Annotated in this window: 20 protein-coding genes; all 20 read left to right on the top strand. The window is 39.2% G+C overall.

All coding sequences use genetic code 11. From position 1 onward, the window contains the following. Window positions 1-7 precede the first annotated feature (7 nt). The 20 genes from fliN (at window position 8) to PLZ15_01475 (ending at window position 16,111) form a co-directional block, all read left to right on the top strand. On the top strand, window positions 8-391 hold the full coding sequence (gene fliN / locus PLZ15_01570; protein ID HOI28419.1) for a flagellar motor switch protein FliN: 384 nt from the start codon (window positions 8-10) through the stop codon (window positions 389-391). Next, window positions 391-732: a flagellar biosynthetic protein FliO gene (locus PLZ15_01565; protein HOI28418.1), complete on the top strand. Its 342-nt coding sequence runs from the start codon at window positions 391-393 to the stop codon at window positions 730-732. Before fliN ends, PLZ15_01565 begins: the two co-directional genes overlap by 1 nt. Further along, window positions 729-1,490 carry a flagellar type III secretion system pore protein FliP gene (gene fliP, locus PLZ15_01560; GenBank protein ID HOI28417.1) on the top strand — a complete coding sequence of 254 codons (762 nt, stop codon included), beginning with the start codon at window positions 729-731 and terminating at the stop codon, window positions 1,488-1,490. Before PLZ15_01565 ends, fliP begins: the two co-directional genes overlap by 4 nt. Then, a complete protein-coding gene (fliQ, locus tag PLZ15_01555; GenBank protein HOI28416.1) occupies window positions 1,490-1,759 on the top strand; it encodes a flagellar biosynthesis protein FliQ in 270 nt (89 codons plus the stop codon). Before fliP ends, fliQ begins: the two co-directional genes overlap by 1 nt. Next, window positions 1,756-2,532, top strand: coding sequence for a flagellar biosynthetic protein FliR (gene fliR / locus PLZ15_01550; protein HOI28415.1), 777 nt, complete (start codon window positions 1,756-1,758; stop codon window positions 2,530-2,532). Before fliQ ends, fliR begins: the two co-directional genes overlap by 4 nt. A gap of 1 nt (window position 2,533) precedes the next feature. Then, window positions 2,534-3,619 (top strand): flagellar biosynthesis protein FlhB, encoded by a 1,086-nt coding sequence (gene flhB, locus PLZ15_01545; protein ID HOI28414.1) that lies wholly within the window; start codon window positions 2,534-2,536, stop codon window positions 3,617-3,619. A 1-nt stretch (window position 3,620) separates the two neighbouring features. Then, entirely contained in the window at window positions 3,621-5,678 is a 2,058-nt protein-coding gene (gene flhA, locus PLZ15_01540) for a flagellar biosynthesis protein FlhA (GenBank protein HOI28413.1), read from the top strand. Next, a complete protein-coding gene (gene flhF, locus PLZ15_01535; GenBank protein ID HOI28412.1) occupies window positions 5,668-6,777 on the top strand; it encodes a flagellar biosynthesis protein FlhF in 1,110 nt (369 codons plus the stop codon). The genes flhA and flhF overlap by 11 nt, the downstream gene beginning before the upstream one ends. Next, window positions 6,777-7,625 (top strand): AAA family ATPase, encoded by an 849-nt coding sequence (locus PLZ15_01530; GenBank protein ID HOI28411.1) that lies wholly within the window; start codon window positions 6,777-6,779, stop codon window positions 7,623-7,625. Before flhF ends, PLZ15_01530 begins: the two co-directional genes overlap by 1 nt. A 97-nt stretch (window positions 7,626-7,722) precedes the next feature. Then, window positions 7,723-7,959, top strand: coding sequence for a hypothetical protein (locus PLZ15_01525; GenBank protein ID HOI28410.1), 237 nt, complete (start codon window positions 7,723-7,725; stop codon window positions 7,957-7,959). Next, the gene (locus tag PLZ15_01520) at window positions 7,952-8,587 is read left to right on the top strand and encodes a sigma-70 family RNA polymerase sigma factor (GenBank protein HOI28409.1); all 636 of its coding nucleotides are present in this window, start codon (window positions 7,952-7,954) and stop codon (window positions 8,585-8,587) included. Before PLZ15_01525 ends, PLZ15_01520 begins: the two co-directional genes overlap by 8 nt. Then, window positions 8,577-9,446 carry an HDOD domain-containing protein gene (locus tag PLZ15_01515; GenBank protein HOI28408.1) on the top strand — a complete coding sequence of 290 codons (870 nt, stop codon included), beginning with the start codon at window positions 8,577-8,579 and terminating at the stop codon, window positions 9,444-9,446. Before PLZ15_01520 ends, PLZ15_01515 begins: the two co-directional genes overlap by 11 nt. Window positions 9,447-9,508: 62 nt before the next feature. Beyond that, complete coding sequence (locus PLZ15_01510) at window positions 9,509-10,336, top strand: HDOD domain-containing protein (GenBank protein HOI28407.1); 828 nt, start codon at window positions 9,509-9,511, stop codon at window positions 10,334-10,336. Beyond that, entirely contained in the window at window positions 10,333-11,646 is a 1,314-nt protein-coding gene (locus PLZ15_01505) for a hypothetical protein (protein ID HOI28406.1), read from the top strand. Before PLZ15_01510 ends, PLZ15_01505 begins: the two co-directional genes overlap by 4 nt. Next, window positions 11,643-12,239: a hypothetical protein gene (locus PLZ15_01500; GenBank protein HOI28405.1), complete on the top strand. Its 597-nt coding sequence runs from the start codon at window positions 11,643-11,645 to the stop codon at window positions 12,237-12,239. Before PLZ15_01505 ends, PLZ15_01500 begins: the two co-directional genes overlap by 4 nt. Window positions 12,240-12,253: 14 nt before the next feature. Next, window positions 12,254-12,964, top strand: a complete 711-nt coding sequence (locus PLZ15_01495; protein ID HOI28404.1) for a flagellar hook basal-body protein — start codon at window positions 12,254-12,256, stop codon at window positions 12,962-12,964. A gap of 13 nt (window positions 12,965-12,977) precedes the next feature. Next, window positions 12,978-13,778 carry a flagellar basal-body rod protein FlgG gene (gene flgG / locus PLZ15_01490; protein ID HOI28403.1) on the top strand — a complete coding sequence of 267 codons (801 nt, stop codon included), beginning with the start codon at window positions 12,978-12,980 and terminating at the stop codon, window positions 13,776-13,778. Between the two features lie 5 nt (window positions 13,779-13,783). Next, a complete protein-coding gene (gene flgA, locus PLZ15_01485) occupies window positions 13,784-14,431 on the top strand; it encodes a flagellar basal body P-ring formation chaperone FlgA (protein ID HOI28402.1) in 648 nt (215 codons plus the stop codon). Window positions 14,432-14,435: 4 nt separating this feature from the next. Then, complete coding sequence (locus PLZ15_01480; protein HOI28401.1) at window positions 14,436-15,005, top strand: flagellar basal body L-ring protein FlgH; 570 nt, start codon at window positions 14,436-14,438, stop codon at window positions 15,003-15,005. A gap of 8 nt (window positions 15,006-15,013) precedes the next feature. Continuing rightward, window positions 15,014-16,111, top strand: a complete 1,098-nt coding sequence (locus PLZ15_01475) for a flagellar basal body P-ring protein FlgI (protein ID HOI28400.1) — start codon at window positions 15,014-15,016, stop codon at window positions 16,109-16,111.

Raw genomic sequence — 16,111 nt, 5'->3', positions numbered from 1 at the left:
GGAAGTTATGAACGAAATCAATAACGAAAATCAATTATTGGATGAGAACAACGAAGATAAAGGGAAATTAAACGGCTCCCTCGCAGAATTTGAGGAGTTCGACAGTTCAACCCGTTCCATTCCGGGCGCTGACGAGAAACTCGGATTTCTGAAAGATCTTCAGATGAATATCTATATAGAATTGGGTAGAACCCAGATGCAGATTAAGGATATACTCGAACTCGAACGCGGATATGTGATTGAACTTGAAAAACTGGCCAGCGAACCTGTTGATGTATTCGTTAATAATAAAAAAATTGCTGAAGGGGAAGTTGTTGTTATCGATAAGCACTTCGGTATTCGTATAACCAGCCTGGTTGACCCGGCTCAAAGAATAAAGGATATCTATTAATGTCATTTATGGATATTGTAAATACGATTCTACCGCTTCTGTTAATTCTGGGCCTCCTTTTTCTCGCCCTTATAATGATACGGAAGTACTCGTTCTCTATTAACCGTAACAAGTCGAATCTTCTTAAAATCGAGGTGATGAATAATCATCTTATTCTCCCGAAGAAATACCTGTCTGTTGTGAGAGTTGAAGATAAACTACTTCTTCTCGGTATTAGCGAGGGAAATATCTCGTTGATTAAAGAATATGACTTTGATTCATCTGATGAAATTCAAGCTCCTCAAAGTGAATTAAAACAGACATTCAAAGAGATATTAAAACAGAATCTGGGAATGCGATGAATAAGAAACTGATTCTGTATTTACTTGTTTGTCTTATAGCATTTCTTTCACAGGATATAGCCGCTCAGCAGAGCACATCAATTCCGTTTCCAAAGATTGATCTTCAGGTCGGTACCGCTCAGGATGGAAATGATGTCTCCACTACTCTTCAGATACTGCTCTTGATGACTATTCTTTCGCTGGCCCCGTCGATTGTAATTATGACGACAGCATACCTTAGAATAATAATTGTTTTTCATTTTCTTAAAAATGCGCTCGGTACACAGCAGATGCCGCCGTCACAGCTCCTTGCCGGTATTGCACTCTTTGTTACATTTTTTATTATGGCTCCAACCTGGAATAAGGTGAATGACGAAGCTCTCCAACCGCTTATGGATAATAAAATTAAAGTAAGCGAAGCCTACGACAAAGGAATAGAACCGATTCGCGAGTTTATGTTTAAAAATGTCCGGGAGGAAGATCTCGAATTGTTCGTAGGACTTGCTAATATCGAAAGACCTCAGAACCGTGACGAGTTACCAACTTACATTCTTATACCGGCATTCGTTTTGAGCGAGCTGCGAACCGGTTTCATAATCGGGTTCTTTATGTTCATTCCCTTTATAATGGTTGATATGATTGTTTCGAGTATTCTTATGTCGATGGGTATGATGATGATGCCGCCTATGATGATATCGCTTCCGTTCAAGATTCTGCTTTTTATACTTGTCGATGGCTGGAATTTAATTATCGGATCATTAGTTCGGAGTTTTCAGTAATGACGGAAGAATTGATCATAGAAGTTCTTAAAGACGCATTCTACACTGTGTTTATAATTCTGCTTCCGGTACTTGGCGTTTCTCTTATAGTGGGTATTTTCGTTTCAATTTTTCAAGCAGCCACTTCAATACAGGAAATGACGCTTACATTTGTACCAAAACTGATTGCTACGGCGGCCGTTATTATTCTGCTTCTTCCGTGGATTATCGATAAACTAGTTTCATTAACCACCAGAATGTTCACACTGTTTCTTACGATTCTAAAATGACCGAAATACTGGTATACGATTTTGTGATATTTCTTCTCGTTTTTTTGCGAATTTCATCGATGCTTTTCGCAGCGCCGATATTCGGTCATAAAACCATTCCGCCTCTTGTTAAAATCGGTTTATCCCTTATAATCGCTTACATTGTTTTTTTTACAATTGATAAAAGTTCTGTCCGGTTCGATATAAATATGGCTACTATTGCAATTTACTCGATTAAGGAAATTATCACCGGTTTGATTATGGGATTCATTCTGAATTTCGTTTTCTGGGGAATCTCTTTTGCGGGTCACCTTATCGGGTTCGATATGGGGCTTATGTTTTCAGAAGTTTTGAATCCTTTTGAAGACAGCCAGAATAATGTTATTGGAGAGGTTCTGTTTTTTGGAACGGTTCTTTTATTCATTCTTATAAACGGTCACCACTATATTATCACTGGGCTGGTTGCATCTTTTTCAGTAATCCCGATTGCAAAGTATACGATCAATGAACCGGTATTCACTCTTATAACAAAATATTCGCTTGCAGTTTTTACAATAGCAATAAAAATAGCATCACCTGTTCTTGTGGCATTCTTCCTGGTTCATCTTGCAGAGGGAATTATTGCACGTGTGATACCGAATATTCAGATATTTTTTGTTTCGCAGCCGCTTAAAATAGGGCTCGGTTTTACGATGCTTATTACTCTTGTCCCGTTCTATGTTTATGCAATTAAAAATCTTTTGCAGGGATACGAGAGCCGATTAATGGAAATGATAAAAGGTATGAGCATATAGTATGGCAGAATTTGACGGACAGGAAAAAACCGAAGATCCGACCTCTAAGAAACTGATCGATGCCCGCAATAAAGGTCAGGTTGCAAAAAGCACCGAGATAAATTCTCTCGCCGTGTTCGGGTTCGGACTTCTGCTCATTTTCCTCACAAAGAATTTTACCGGTGAGCTCCTCGGGGATTTTACAAAAGGTATTTTCAGTTCTCTCAATTCTCTGGAATTATCCAAGACAATTCTGCAAACCTATGCTCTTAAGTGGGCTCTCTTCTTTTTCACTTTTATGCTTCCGATCCTTGCAGGAATTGTTATAATATCTTTAATAAGTAATATTTCACAGATCGGATTTAAATTTGCACCGAAAGCGTTTAAGCTGGACCTCTCCAAGTTTAATCCGTTTAGCGGAATTAAGAGAATCTTTTTCTCGTCTCATTCCTATGTTGAAATCACTAAATCGGTTCTTAAACTTGTAATTATTTCTCTCTTTACTTATTTCATCATCGCACAAATGATCGAAGATACTACCTATCTTATAGATTTAAGCATAGAAGATACTGTTGAGTTCATGTTCGATTCGGCCTTTACTCTCGTCTGGAAAATAATTCTTTTCTTTGCTGTTATTGCGTCGGTCGACTTTTTATTCCAGAAGTATAAGTTCAAAAAACAGATGATGATGACAAAGACCGAGGTAAAAGAGGAATTCAAACAGCTTGAAGGTGATCCGCAGATCAAATCGAGAATCCGCAAACAGATGGTTCTTGCGGCAAGAAGCAGAATGATGAAGGATGTTCCTACAGCGGATGTGATTATTACAAACCCGACCCACGTAGCGGTTGCTTTAAAATACGATATGAATAAAGACGCGGCTCCCAAAGTAGTTGCAAAGGGCCTTGATGAACTTGCCCAACGGATTAAGAAAATTGCCGCGGAAAATAATGTTCCGCTGTACGAAGATGTAGATCTTGCCCGCGCATTATATAAAACATGCGACGTGGGGGACTTTATACCTGCAAAATTATTTAAAGCTGTTGCGCAGATTCTTGCATACCTGTTTCAGGTTAAGAAAATGAAGAAAAAATCGAGTATTGTCTGATATGCAGTTAGTTGGTAAAAATAGTGATATCATTCTTGCATTAGGACTTATCCTGATGCTCGGACTTATGCTTATTCCGCTTCCACCGGGATTTCTAGATTTTCTGCTTTCGATAAACATTACGCTTGCGATATTAATTCTGATAGTATCATTATATATTCAATCGCCGCTCGATATTTCTGTATTTCCGGGTTTATTGCTCGTTACTACTCTTTTCCGGCTCGGACTTAATATCAGTTCCACCAGGTTGATTCTAATTGACGGTTATGCAGGCCAGGTAATCGAATCATTCGGCTCTTTCGTTGTTGGAGGCGATTACGTAGTTGGATTTATAATCTTTATTATTCTTCTTGTTATTCAATTCATAGTTATTATCAAAGGATCAGGAAGAATATCGGAAGTAGCAGCAAGATTTACGCTCGATGCAATGCCCGGCAAGCAGATGGCAATTGATGCCGACCTTAACACCGGATTAATATCTGAATCGGATGCCCGCAAACGGCGCGACTTAATCTCACGCGAAGCCGAATTTTACGGAGCGATGGATGGTGCTAGTAAATTTGTAAAAGGAGACGCTATTGCCGGACTTATTATTAATGGTATCAATATCATCGGCGGATTTATTATTGGTATTGCCCAGAGGGGAATGGATTTTACCGAAGCGATTCAAACATATACCATTTTAACGATAGGTGATGGACTTGTTTCTCAGATACCGGCATTGATAATTGCAACAGCTGCAGGTTTGGTTGTTACAAGAAGTGCTTCCGGTTCAGCACTCGATTTTCAGATAAAAACTCAGCTCTTCTCAAATCCTCGTGTTCTCGGTACAGTCTCAGGAGCAATATTTCTGTTCGCATTTATTCCGGGTATGCCGACGGTTCCATTCATGGTATTGTCGGGTGTTTTGGGTGCTTCGACATTTGCCGTTAAAAAAAGTAAATCTGTGGCCGAAGGTTCTGCCGCTATTGCAGAACAGAAATCCGCCTCAGCGGAACCGGTTGAGGAAAAAGTTGAACAGTATCTTCAGGTTGATCCGATCGAAGTTGAAATCGGGTATGGACTGGTTAGTCTTGTCGATGAACAGCAGGGCGGTAATCTTTTTCAGAAAATTTCATCTACAAGAAAAATGATCGCCCTTGAATACGGTGTATTAATTCCACCTGTTCGTGTGAGGGATAATCTGCAGCTTTCCCCGAATGAATATATAATAAAGATTAAAGGTAATGTTGTAAGCGGTTTCGAAATTTATCCGGACCGTTATCTCGCAATGAATCCAGGCTCGGTTGGCGAACAAGTTACAGGAATACCTACTACGGATCCTGCTTTTGGAATGCAGAGCTACTGGATAATTTATGAGGAAAAGGAAAAAGCCGAGTTGCTCGGTTACACAGTAGTGGATTGCATTTCGGTTCTGGCAACTCATCTTCAGGAATCGTTGAAGAAAAATTTTGATAAGATACTTTCACGCCAGGAAGTAAAGCAGCTTCTGGAGAATATTAAAAAGGAATATCCTGCTGTAGTGGAGGATGTAAATCCGGATGTCCTAAATCTGGGAATAATCCAGAAAGTACTGCAGAATCTTTTGAAAGAGAATATTCCTATAAAAGATTTTGTAAGAATTCTTGAAGCATTGATCGATTATTCTAAAACAACCAAGAATATTGATGTCCTCACCGAATATGTACGGCATACTATTGGCGATACAATTTCGAATATTTACAAGGATGTAAACGGTATTATTCACGCTGTTACTCTCAGTGAACATCTTGAATCCCTTATTACAAATTCATTGCAGGCTCAGAAGGATAGTGTGGTTACACTCGGTTTGAGCACCAAAGTTCTGAGAGAGCTAAACACAAGCATTCAAATAGCAAATGAGAAATTCAATAAACTCGGGTATCCGCCGGTGTTAATTACTTCGGCCGCAATTAGACCGTATATCTACCGGCTGGTAAATTCAAGTTTCCCTGAACTTGCTTTATTATCTTTCAGCGAACTTCCTGCAAATGTCGAAATTGAATTCCTTGGTAAACTAGAGGTGGAAAATGCAGATTAAAAAATTTCTGGCTCCTACATTAAAAGAAGCTACTGAGCAGATGAAATCGGAATTGGGAAACGATGCAGTAATCCTCGGAACACGTGTCATTGAAGGGGACAGAAGATTTAATGTAAAGAAAATGTTTGAAATTACTGCTGGTCTGGACAGAAAAACTATTAATAAACCCTCGCCGGCTCTTACAGAAAAGCTTCAGGCAAAACCGAGTCTTGAAATAGAAATTGAAAAGCTTCAGAAAAAAATATTTAAGGATGATGAACCGGCCAAAAAAATAATTGATAAAAAATTGACCCGGAAACTTCAAGTTGGTTCGGATATTGAATTTGAAATTAAAGAGCTCGGCGATGTGCTTACTCAACACGAGGTTCAGAAAAATATTGTAAAGGAGTTGACCTCACAGCTCGAAAATTATGACGGGATTGTAGATCCTGCAAAACTTGAAGGATACCTTATTTCCGGTATGGCATCCCTTATTACAACAAAAGAGTTTAATGTAAAAAAGAATAAACTGACAAAGGTTGCTTTAGTAGGCCCTACTGGTGTCGGAAAGACAACCTGCATTGCGAAACTGGCAATTATTTCTAAGATAATTCACAAACTGAAAGTCGGTTTGATATCGATTGATACATACAGGCTTGGTGCTATCGACCAGCTCAGGATTTTCTCTGAAATAAGCGACATCGAAATGGCAGTTGCTTATGAGCCGGAAGAGATGCCGCGGCTACTTAAAAAATTCAAAGATAAGGATCTGGTATTCATCGATACGATCGGCAGAAGTCAGAGAAATGCCGATAATCTCTCCGGCATTAAAGCTTATCTGGATACCGCGGAACCCGACGAGACTGTACTTGTTGCCAGTTCAACTACCTCATCCAGGACTTTGATCGACATATCTCAAAAATTCAAGCCGCTCGATTATTCATCGGTTATCTTCACAAAAGTTGATGAGGCTGTCTCTTACGGCAATATTCTCAATTTTGTTTATAACAGCGGTGTTCCGGTTATGTTTTTAACGAACGGGCAGGTAATTCCGGATGATATAATTTCAGTTAATCCGGAATTGTTGGCTAACCTCGTTTTCTCGGGGAAACTTTACTGATGAATGAACAGATTTCCAGACTGATAGAATTAAGAAGACTGGAAGAGAAAAGCAGGAGTAATCATCTTTCCAGAATTATTTCGGTTGTTTCCGGCAAGGGGGGAACCGGAAAAAGCTTCTTTGCAATAAATTTTGCCTACCAGCTTTCACGTCTCGGAAAGAATGTTCTTGTTGTTGATCTGGATTACAACTTTGCTAATATCCACCTGTTGATAAACCACGCTTCCGACTACACATTAGCAGATTTCTTCCTGCAAAGAAGAGTATTAAGAGAACTTGTGTATAAGTATTCGGACAACCTTAGCATAATCTTTGGCGATTCCGGTACTTCGGACTCACCTAAACTCAGCAGAGACCTTCTGGAATATTTTTTTATTCACCTTTACAAAATATCCCCTCAGTACGATTATATAATTCTGGATAGTTCTGCGGGGGCAGACGAATTAACAATTGAACAAATAAAAAAATCGGATTATAATTTCATTATTTCTACTCCCGAACCAACCTCGGTAATGGATGCTTATGTTGTTTTCAAGATCATAACCGAGTATACGGAATCGAACAAGAATTATATTGTGTTCAACAAATCAGAAAGTAAGGAGGACAGCGATTCTGCCTTCCAAAACCTAAGTACCGCTGTTCGTCATTTCCTCAAATCCGACATTAATCTGCTCGGGGTCATCGGTCTGGACAGGTTGGTAAACCGTTCGGTAATGGAACAGGAATTACTTATTAAATCCTATCCCAATTCGATGTCTGCGCTTGAGATAAGCGAGCTTGTAAACAGGTTCATTAAAATTGCCCAGGTGGCTAATAATAACCAATCCCTCTTCAAGACTCGGATCTAAAACCTTCAAAACAGTACGTTTTCGAACCTTTTTGTCCAAATTAATTAAATCCTTTCTGGTATAGTGTTTGCAATTGTACCTGTAAAAAGGAGAAAGGATGAACAAAATAATTTTTCTGACCGGTCTTTTAGTCTTCTTCTTCTCGATTATTTATTTCACACAGAAGGGCGCCGGACTGGAAGTTATACTTCTTAATTCCTTCGTTATTTTCATTATGCTGACCGTACTACTAAGTCTAATAACACTCGGGCTAATCAAATCCATCAATAAAAATTCATTCGACAAACTAAACAGCTATTCAAACGATTTAGCGGGAACCAATAAAAATGAATAATGATAATATCTGGGCTTCGTTCAAAAACAATCCCACAACAGAACTGAAAAAACAGATCATAATGAATTACGTTAATCTTGTTCATTACGTTATCCACAAATCGAATTTCACACAGCACGATCTGTTCGATCGCCGCGATTATTTTCAGTTCGGCATCGAAGGATTGAGCGAAGCTATCGACCGGTTTGATCCGGATTACGGAACAAAGTTCGAAACATATGCTATCCAGAGAATCCGCGGAAAAATCTACGATGAACTAAGAAAATATTCCCCTAAGTATGAGACCGTCTGTGATTCTGAAGGCGTAATGGTTCCTGTCTCCTCATCGGTCTCACTTAACAGTCCTGTGGTTGAAGACGAAGGAATACAACTCTATGAAATGGTTTCTGGAAATTATGATGAACCGGACGACCTCCTGGAAAAAAATGAATTGAAAGAGAAACTGGTTGAATTGATAAAAGTACTGAACGAAAGAGATAGAAATATTTTGAGTCTATATTACTATGAAGAACTGAATTACCAGGAAATCGCAAAGCTCCTTAATATAACGGTATCAAGAGTATCTCAGCTCCATTCCAAAATAATTAAATCGTTAAAACAGAAACTGGTTTTATATAATGCTGGATAATACCTCGATAGAGATTAAGCAGAGGATAAAGAAACAGTTATCGGTGGTCGGGAATCTTCCATCAATTCCTCATATCATATCGGAAGTATCTGATATGCTGGATGATGAAAAGACAAGCGCCTCGGACCTCTGCAAGGTGATTTCACAGGACCAGTCGATTGCCACCAAGATTCTATCCGTTGCAAATTCTCCTATGTATGGATTGCCGCGCAGAGTTGCCACAATAGAATTTGCTATCGTTATAATCGGACTCGAGCATATCAGAAGTCTTTTACTGGCGTTATCTATGATGGAAGTCTTTAAAGCTAAGAACACACCCGACTGGAATCATAACAGTTACTGGAAGCATTCTTTGATGGTTGGAACTTCTGCTAAAAGGATTGCCGATGACCTGCACTATCCGAAGTCAGGAGAAGTTTTTACAGCCGGATTGCTGCATGATCTCGGAATTGTTGTAATGCAGAAATACATGAAACCGGAATTCAAAAAGATTATTGAACTCGTTAAAAACGAAAATGTAACACACTTGGCCGCAGAAAAAATGGTTCTCGGTTATACTCATGAAGATATAGTTGAGTTTATGTTTGAGAAATGGAATTTTCCTTCGTCAATAAATGAAGCTGTCCTTTATCATCACCGTCCCTCGTTTTCAGAAAAGAATCCGGTTCTCGCATCTCTTGTTCATCTGGTTGATTTTATGACACAAAAATCAGAAGCCGGCGTATTCCAGTGGGATTCTAATTATCAGCTCGATTTTAATATAATCAACATTCTCGGTTTCGGCAGTATTGAAAATTTTGAGCAGTTCGTTTTCAGGTACGACAATCTATTAAAAACACATTTTGAATCACTAAACTAAAACAAACTATGTACATAATGTCATTCGACCAGACCCAAAAGAAAGAGAGAACAGAACTCATAATGAAAAGAGTTACCAATCTCTCTCCGGCACCCAGAATTCTTACTGAGGTTCTCGATCTGCTAAAAGATATTAATACCAGTCCTCAAAACCTGGCTAAAGCGATATCAAAAGACCAGAGCCTGGTAGTAAAGATTCTTGCAATTTCAAACTCACCTTTTTACGGATTATCTAAAAGAGTTGCATCCATTGAATATGCTATTATGATTCTTGGATTCAATGAGATTAGAAATATTGTTACAGCTCTCTCGCTTATGGAATCGTTGAAAAACAAGAGCGACCAGTATTTAAATCAGAAAGATTTCTGGATTCATGCCTATATTACTGCTACTATCAGCAAGAAGATCGCAGACGATATGGGTCTGCGTCAGAGCGGCGATGCTTTTATAGGAGGATTGCTCCACGATCTCGGCATATCGGTTATTCACCGTTATCTCCATTCGGATTTCGTTTCTATCTGCGAATCAGTAAAGACAGGAATGAAATATAGTGAGGCTGAGAATACTACTCTCGGAATGGATCACCAGGTAATCGGTTACATGCTTCTTAAAAACTGGAATTTCCCGGATCATTTCTGCGACCTGGTTAAATACCATCATACTCCTCATCTCAACGGCAACCTGAAAGTAATCGGATCAATAATTCACTTTGCCGATTACATGACACAGCGACTTAAACTCGGATCATTCACCTGGGATGATGATTTGGTGCTCGATCATGAAGCAGCTTCAACTCTTCAGTTTAAAGACCAGGAAGGCGTGGATAAATTCATTGAGCTGTATCGCGAACCGCTCGAAGCTCAATTAGAATCTGTGAGGAACCTGACTTGAGACTATTAAAAGAAAATACTGTTGCTTACGAATCCTTTACAAATTCAGTCCAATATCTTACAAAGGGATCGTCTCCTTCCGGAGATCTGAAACTGATTAGTTTCGAAACTCACAATAACAGATTTAATCAACTCGAAAAATATAATTTCCTGATCAATAATCTTTCGGGTTTTCAAAAAAGTATCGGCGAGTTGAAAGATTCTGAAGAGATCCACAATTTACTCTCGGGCTATGTCAAAAAAATAATTGTTGCAAAGGAAGTCGACTTGTTTTTGTTTGATGAGTCTAAAAGCAATCTGATTGCTGTCAATCCAAAAGTATCCGTTGCACAAAATAATCTTGTGAGTAAGGCAAAAAGGGATGGAATTATAGATTGGTTGTTCGAATCTAAAAAACCTACTCTAATTCCCGAACTGAACTTTAATACCGGTAATGGATTAAAGCTTTGTCAGACTTTATTCCCGGTCGTATATAATAACACGGAATTCGGTATTCTTTCTCTGCTTGGTCCTGCCAATAAAGTACCGGAGGATTCACTTGAGAATCAGGCAGTTCAGGTACTTCTGGGGATCGTTATTCCTAAAATGATCCTGAATAAACAAAAGAAAGAAATCGGAAAACTATTAAACGAAGTCCAGGTATATCAGTCAAAATTGAATAACCAGTTGCGTATTTATGCCGTTGGTGAATATGCGGAGGGAATACTTCAGGATATTCAGAATGCGCTACAGATGATATTAAGCAGCGTCGATTTTATGGCAGGCGACGATAATTATGCTGACCCGCTGATAATTGAAAAGATAAAGGAAAGAATCCATCATATAAAAGAGCTTTCTCTCAGGTTGATGAAATTTAACGAAGTAAAATCGACCGGCGAAGCCCAGAATATTCCCTGCAATCTGAATTCAGCTTTAAAAGAAATTTATGGAATAGCAGAACCGACATTAAAAGGAATTCAGCTCGAATGCGAGCTCGACCTTGAACAGGAATTACCTCAGGTGGTAAGCAGTCAGAAGCATCTTAAGCAGATTACAACAAATATTTTTTCACTGATAAAAAGAAAAGCCAAGCGGGGCAGCGGATTGTTCATTCAATCAAGATCTGTTAACGATACCGTAGTACTTTCATTTTTTCTAACTGATTACTGGAAAGATATAAATACAAGTTCGGATCCGATAGTCAACCTTACCGTCCGGATTGTTAAGGAATTGATGAAGAAAAATGACGGTGCGGCGGAATTCGATTCGCTCCCGATGAAAGGGACCACAATACATCTTCTATTTCCCATAAAAAGGAAAATCAAAGGATGAATAAGATTCTAATTACAGTTTTTCTCTTCCTTGCCGGTGTTAATTCTGCTCAGGTGAATATTGATAGTGTTCTCAGTTCTATTAATTATCTGGAACCGGATTCTGTGAACATCAGCAAAATTGTTCAGGCCCAGATTGAATCCGCTAAATTGAAAGCTATTCAGGATGAACTTAAACCTGTTGAAAATAAAAATACTGAGGAAACTGGCCGGATTTCGATTCCGGTTATGAATATTAAAAAAACTGAAAAACCAGGCTTGATCGATTATTTCAACTCTCTTAAACCGGAGGTAATCATATTCATTTCTGTTTCAGCACTGCTCATTGTTGCTGTGATATCGAGAAGAATTGCAATCGGGGCGAAGAAAAAAGTTAAAAATAGTTTCAAACAAAAGATTGCTATGATTAGAGAGGAAAACTTAATTCTGAAACCTGACAGGAAAAGGAGAAAAGTCCGTTTGTTACTACGGAAAAACAAATTTGTAGAAAAACTTGCCGGACAAAATATTAGTTCACAAGCTAGAGAGCTCGAAATTTCCAAAGGGGAAATTCTTCTGGCCTCCAGAATTAAAATATTGGAATACGGCAAATAGTTGAAAGGAAAATTATGATTAAAGGAATTTTTACCATAGCAAGGAGTCTGGAACAGCGTACCAAAAATATCGATATAATCGCAAACAACCTGGCGAATATTAATACAACCGCTTACAAAAGAGAAATCCCGTTCGCGGAATATATCGATGAGTTCGGTAACGGGGAAATAAAAAAAGTTACAAGTCAGAATCAGGGTGAAACTATACTAACCTCCAATCCTCTCGATGTTGCTCTTTACGGGGAAGGATTCTTCGTTCTTAAAGGCAACGACGGTTCAATAGAACTTACGCGGGACGGAAGATTCAAACTCTCTGATGAAGGTTTCCTGGTAGATACCAACGGCAAGAAAGTAATGGGTCAGCATGGATCCATAAACCTTGAAGATACTCTACTCGAAAAAGGTGCGGTCATTAATATCTCCAGTTCCGGCGAAATTAAAATTGGCGATCAGATAATCGACTCGATGATGATTATAAAAGCCGATTCGCCCGAAACACTTGTAAGAAGCGGCGGTTCCAATTTCCTTTTACCCGAAGAAAACTACGTTTATGCTAATGAAAACGACTTTAAAATTTCCCAGGGATATCTTGAACAATCGAATACCAATCCGATTCTGGAAATGGAATCTATGATTCAGATGAATAAAGCTTATGAGACTTCTCAGAAAGTAATTGCAGCGCTGGACCAGTCACTCGACATGGCCAATCAAATTGGAAAAATTTAATAAGAGGTAAAAGATGCCAACAAGAGCATTAAGAACAGCAGCTTCCGGAATGTATGCCCAGCAGATTAATATAGAAGTAATCTCCAATAATATTGCCAATATCAGTACAACCGGATTCAAGAAAAACAAGGCGGAGTTCCAGGACCTGATGTACCAGGAAGTAAACATAAATCCGCTTTCAACTTCAACACCGGGCATTTATGAAAATTCGACTAATAAAATACAGGTCGGTAACGGTGTAAAACCTGCTTCCACACAAAAGATTTTTAAACAGGGTGATATTACGCCTACTAACAATCAGTTCGATATTGCTATCCAGGGAGAAGGTTTTTTCCAGGTAAGAAAAAGCGACGGAACTTATGCTTATACACGCGACGGATCCTTTAAAGTAAATGCGGAAGGAAAAATGGTTACTGCAAGCGGGTATATACTTGAACCCGACTTCACGCTGAACTCTGATGTTGTGGGAATCTCAATCGGAAAAGACGGCAATGTGGAAGTTTTGAATTCGGATCAGAGTACCATATCCCTCGGTTCAATTGAATTAGCACGCTTTATGAATAACGGTGGACTCATTGCATTGGGAGATAATCTCTACGCAGAAACACCTTCCTCCGGCCAGCCGATTCTCGGAACCCCGGGAAGCCAGGGTTTTGGGGAACTGCATCAGGGTTTTCTGGAATCCTCTAATGTGGATATAGTCGAAGAAATGATCTCTATGATTGCATCCCAGAGAGCATATGAAATTAATTCTAAAACAGTTAAAACTGTTGAAGAAATGATGACTATGGCAAACAATCTGAAACGCGGATAAGAAAAGTGATAGCCGCACTTCTCATATTGCTTAATATTTTCCAGGGCTCTTTTCAGTCCGGTAAAGAGATCAGGATTTATCTCGAGAAAACTTTTCCCGATTACGAAAGAATTGAATATGTAATTGATGATAAAACCGCAGGTTCGCAGAAGTATTTTATAGACGAAGAGAGAGAAGCTCGACTAAGCAAAAACCTCCTTCTCGTACCGGTAAAGATTGTGGATCGAAAGGGTAACGCGAGTAAATCCTTTATTACACTTAGAGTAAAACTCTATAAAACAGTGCTCGTTGCCAATCAGGAAATTAGCAGGGACGAGATGCTCTCTTCGATTCAATTCAGAAAGGAATTAAAAGATGTTGCGCTGCTGAACGGTACACCGGTTTCGGAAACAGATCAGCTTACAGGATCGCGCAGCAGGAACAGATTGAAAAACGGAACTGTACTTGTAAAGGAAATGATGGAAACTATTCCGGATATACTTCCTGAAGACCGGCTTCTGCTTCATGCCGGCGGAAACGGTGTAGATATTACAACCGAAGTTACTGCACGCGAAAAAGGAAATATTGGCGATGTAATCAGAGTCATCTCTGAACAGAAAAAGATATTTACAGCAAGAATAATCGATAAGTATAATGTATTATTAATCGAGTAGGGACATGAAAAAACTTTTTTTAATAATATTGTTTTCAGCAGTATTAATTAACGCCCAGGATATGAGAAGAAATGCGGCATTTTCGCTTTTCTCAGACAATAAAGCAAACCAGAAAGGTGATGCTGTTACAATTATTGTGATGGAATCCTCCCAGGCAACAAACAATGCGGAAACATCCGCAGGAAGAAGCAGCGACCTTGGTTTCGGACTTTCCGGCGGGATCGATAAGTCATCTCTTCCGAACGTTGATCTTAACATTAACAGCGGAAATTCATTCAGCGGGTCTGGTTCAACAAAAGCTACCGGTGTTGTTAGAACAAAAATAAGTGCTACAGTAGATTCTGTCCTTGCAAACGGAAATATGCTGATTAAGGGGAGTCGTAAAATTGTTATCAACGGCGAAGAACAGCTCGTTAATATAAAAGGAATAGTAAGACCCAGCGATATAGGTGCTGATAACTCGGTTCTCTCATACAATATTTCGGATGCGGAAATATCCTTCGAGGGTAGCGGTATTATAGATGATTCGCAGAAACCTGGATGGTTAACAAAATTTTTCCATTGGATTTTTTAGGAACAGATATGAAAAGAAATATTTTTATTCCAATTCTTTTATTTATTCTAATTCATAATTTAATTTCTGCACAGAGAATAAAGGATATTGCCTACCTTAACGGAACCGGGTCAGAGCAGATAATCGGGTATGGCCTGGTTGTCGGACTGGCAGGAACAGGGGATAGTTACAGATCCTCATTTACCATTCAATCGGTTTCAAGCATGCTTAAGAGATTCGGAATCACTGTTCCTCAAACAGATCTTAAAACTAAAAATGTTGCTGCGGTTATTGTAACGGCAACACTTAATTCAAGTCTGAAAGCAGGCGCTGAATTTGATATTGTTGTTTCATCGATGGGAGATGCAACAAGTTTGCAGGGAGGCACGCTGCTTATGACTCCCCTATCCGGTATTTCCGGAAGAGTCTACGGATTCGGACAGGGTCCTATTTCTGTTGGCGGGTATGATATTAATACGATTACCGGGAACCGGATCTCAAAAAATCATTCGCTTGCCGGAAGAATTCCGCGCGGTGGCTCACTTAAAGAATCGATTAATCTTGAACCTGCTTCCTTCGACGAAATCTCCATCTTCCTTAAAGATCCGGATCTTACTACTTCCAACAATATTATGCAGGCATTAAATACAAAGTTCGGTGAAAATTCTGCAAGAGCAGTTGATGCCGCCGAAATTCTAATCGTAATACCCGCAGACCGCCAGAATAATCTGATCGGCTTTCTTGCAGAAGTAGAAAATCTTGAAATTCAGGTTGATGATGTTGCCAAAGTTGTTCTGAATGAAAGAACCGGAACTGTAGTTGCCGGAAGCACTGTAAAAATTATGCCCGTGAGTATAACGCATGGAAGTCTGAATATTCAGATCCGTTCCTATCCGGTTATTTCACAACCCGGTGCTTTCTCAAGAGGAAATACAGTACTCTTTAACAATCTTATCCCGAGTGCTTACCAGGATTCAACCAATACCGTTGCTATCCAGGGTGCAACTAATGTACAGGAAGTTGCGGCAGCTCTTAACTCGCTCAAAGTTTCGCCAAGAGATATAATTTCAATATTCCAGGCGCTCAAAGAAGCCGGGGCACTAATTGCAGAACTGGTGATAATGTAA

This window comes from Melioribacteraceae bacterium (assembly GCA_035362835.1).
GTDB lineage: Bacteria > Bacteroidota > Ignavibacteria > Ignavibacteriales > Melioribacteraceae > DSXH01.
The sequence above is the reverse complement of the archived record's forward strand: the minus strand, read 5'-3'. Positions and strand labels throughout refer to the sequence as shown.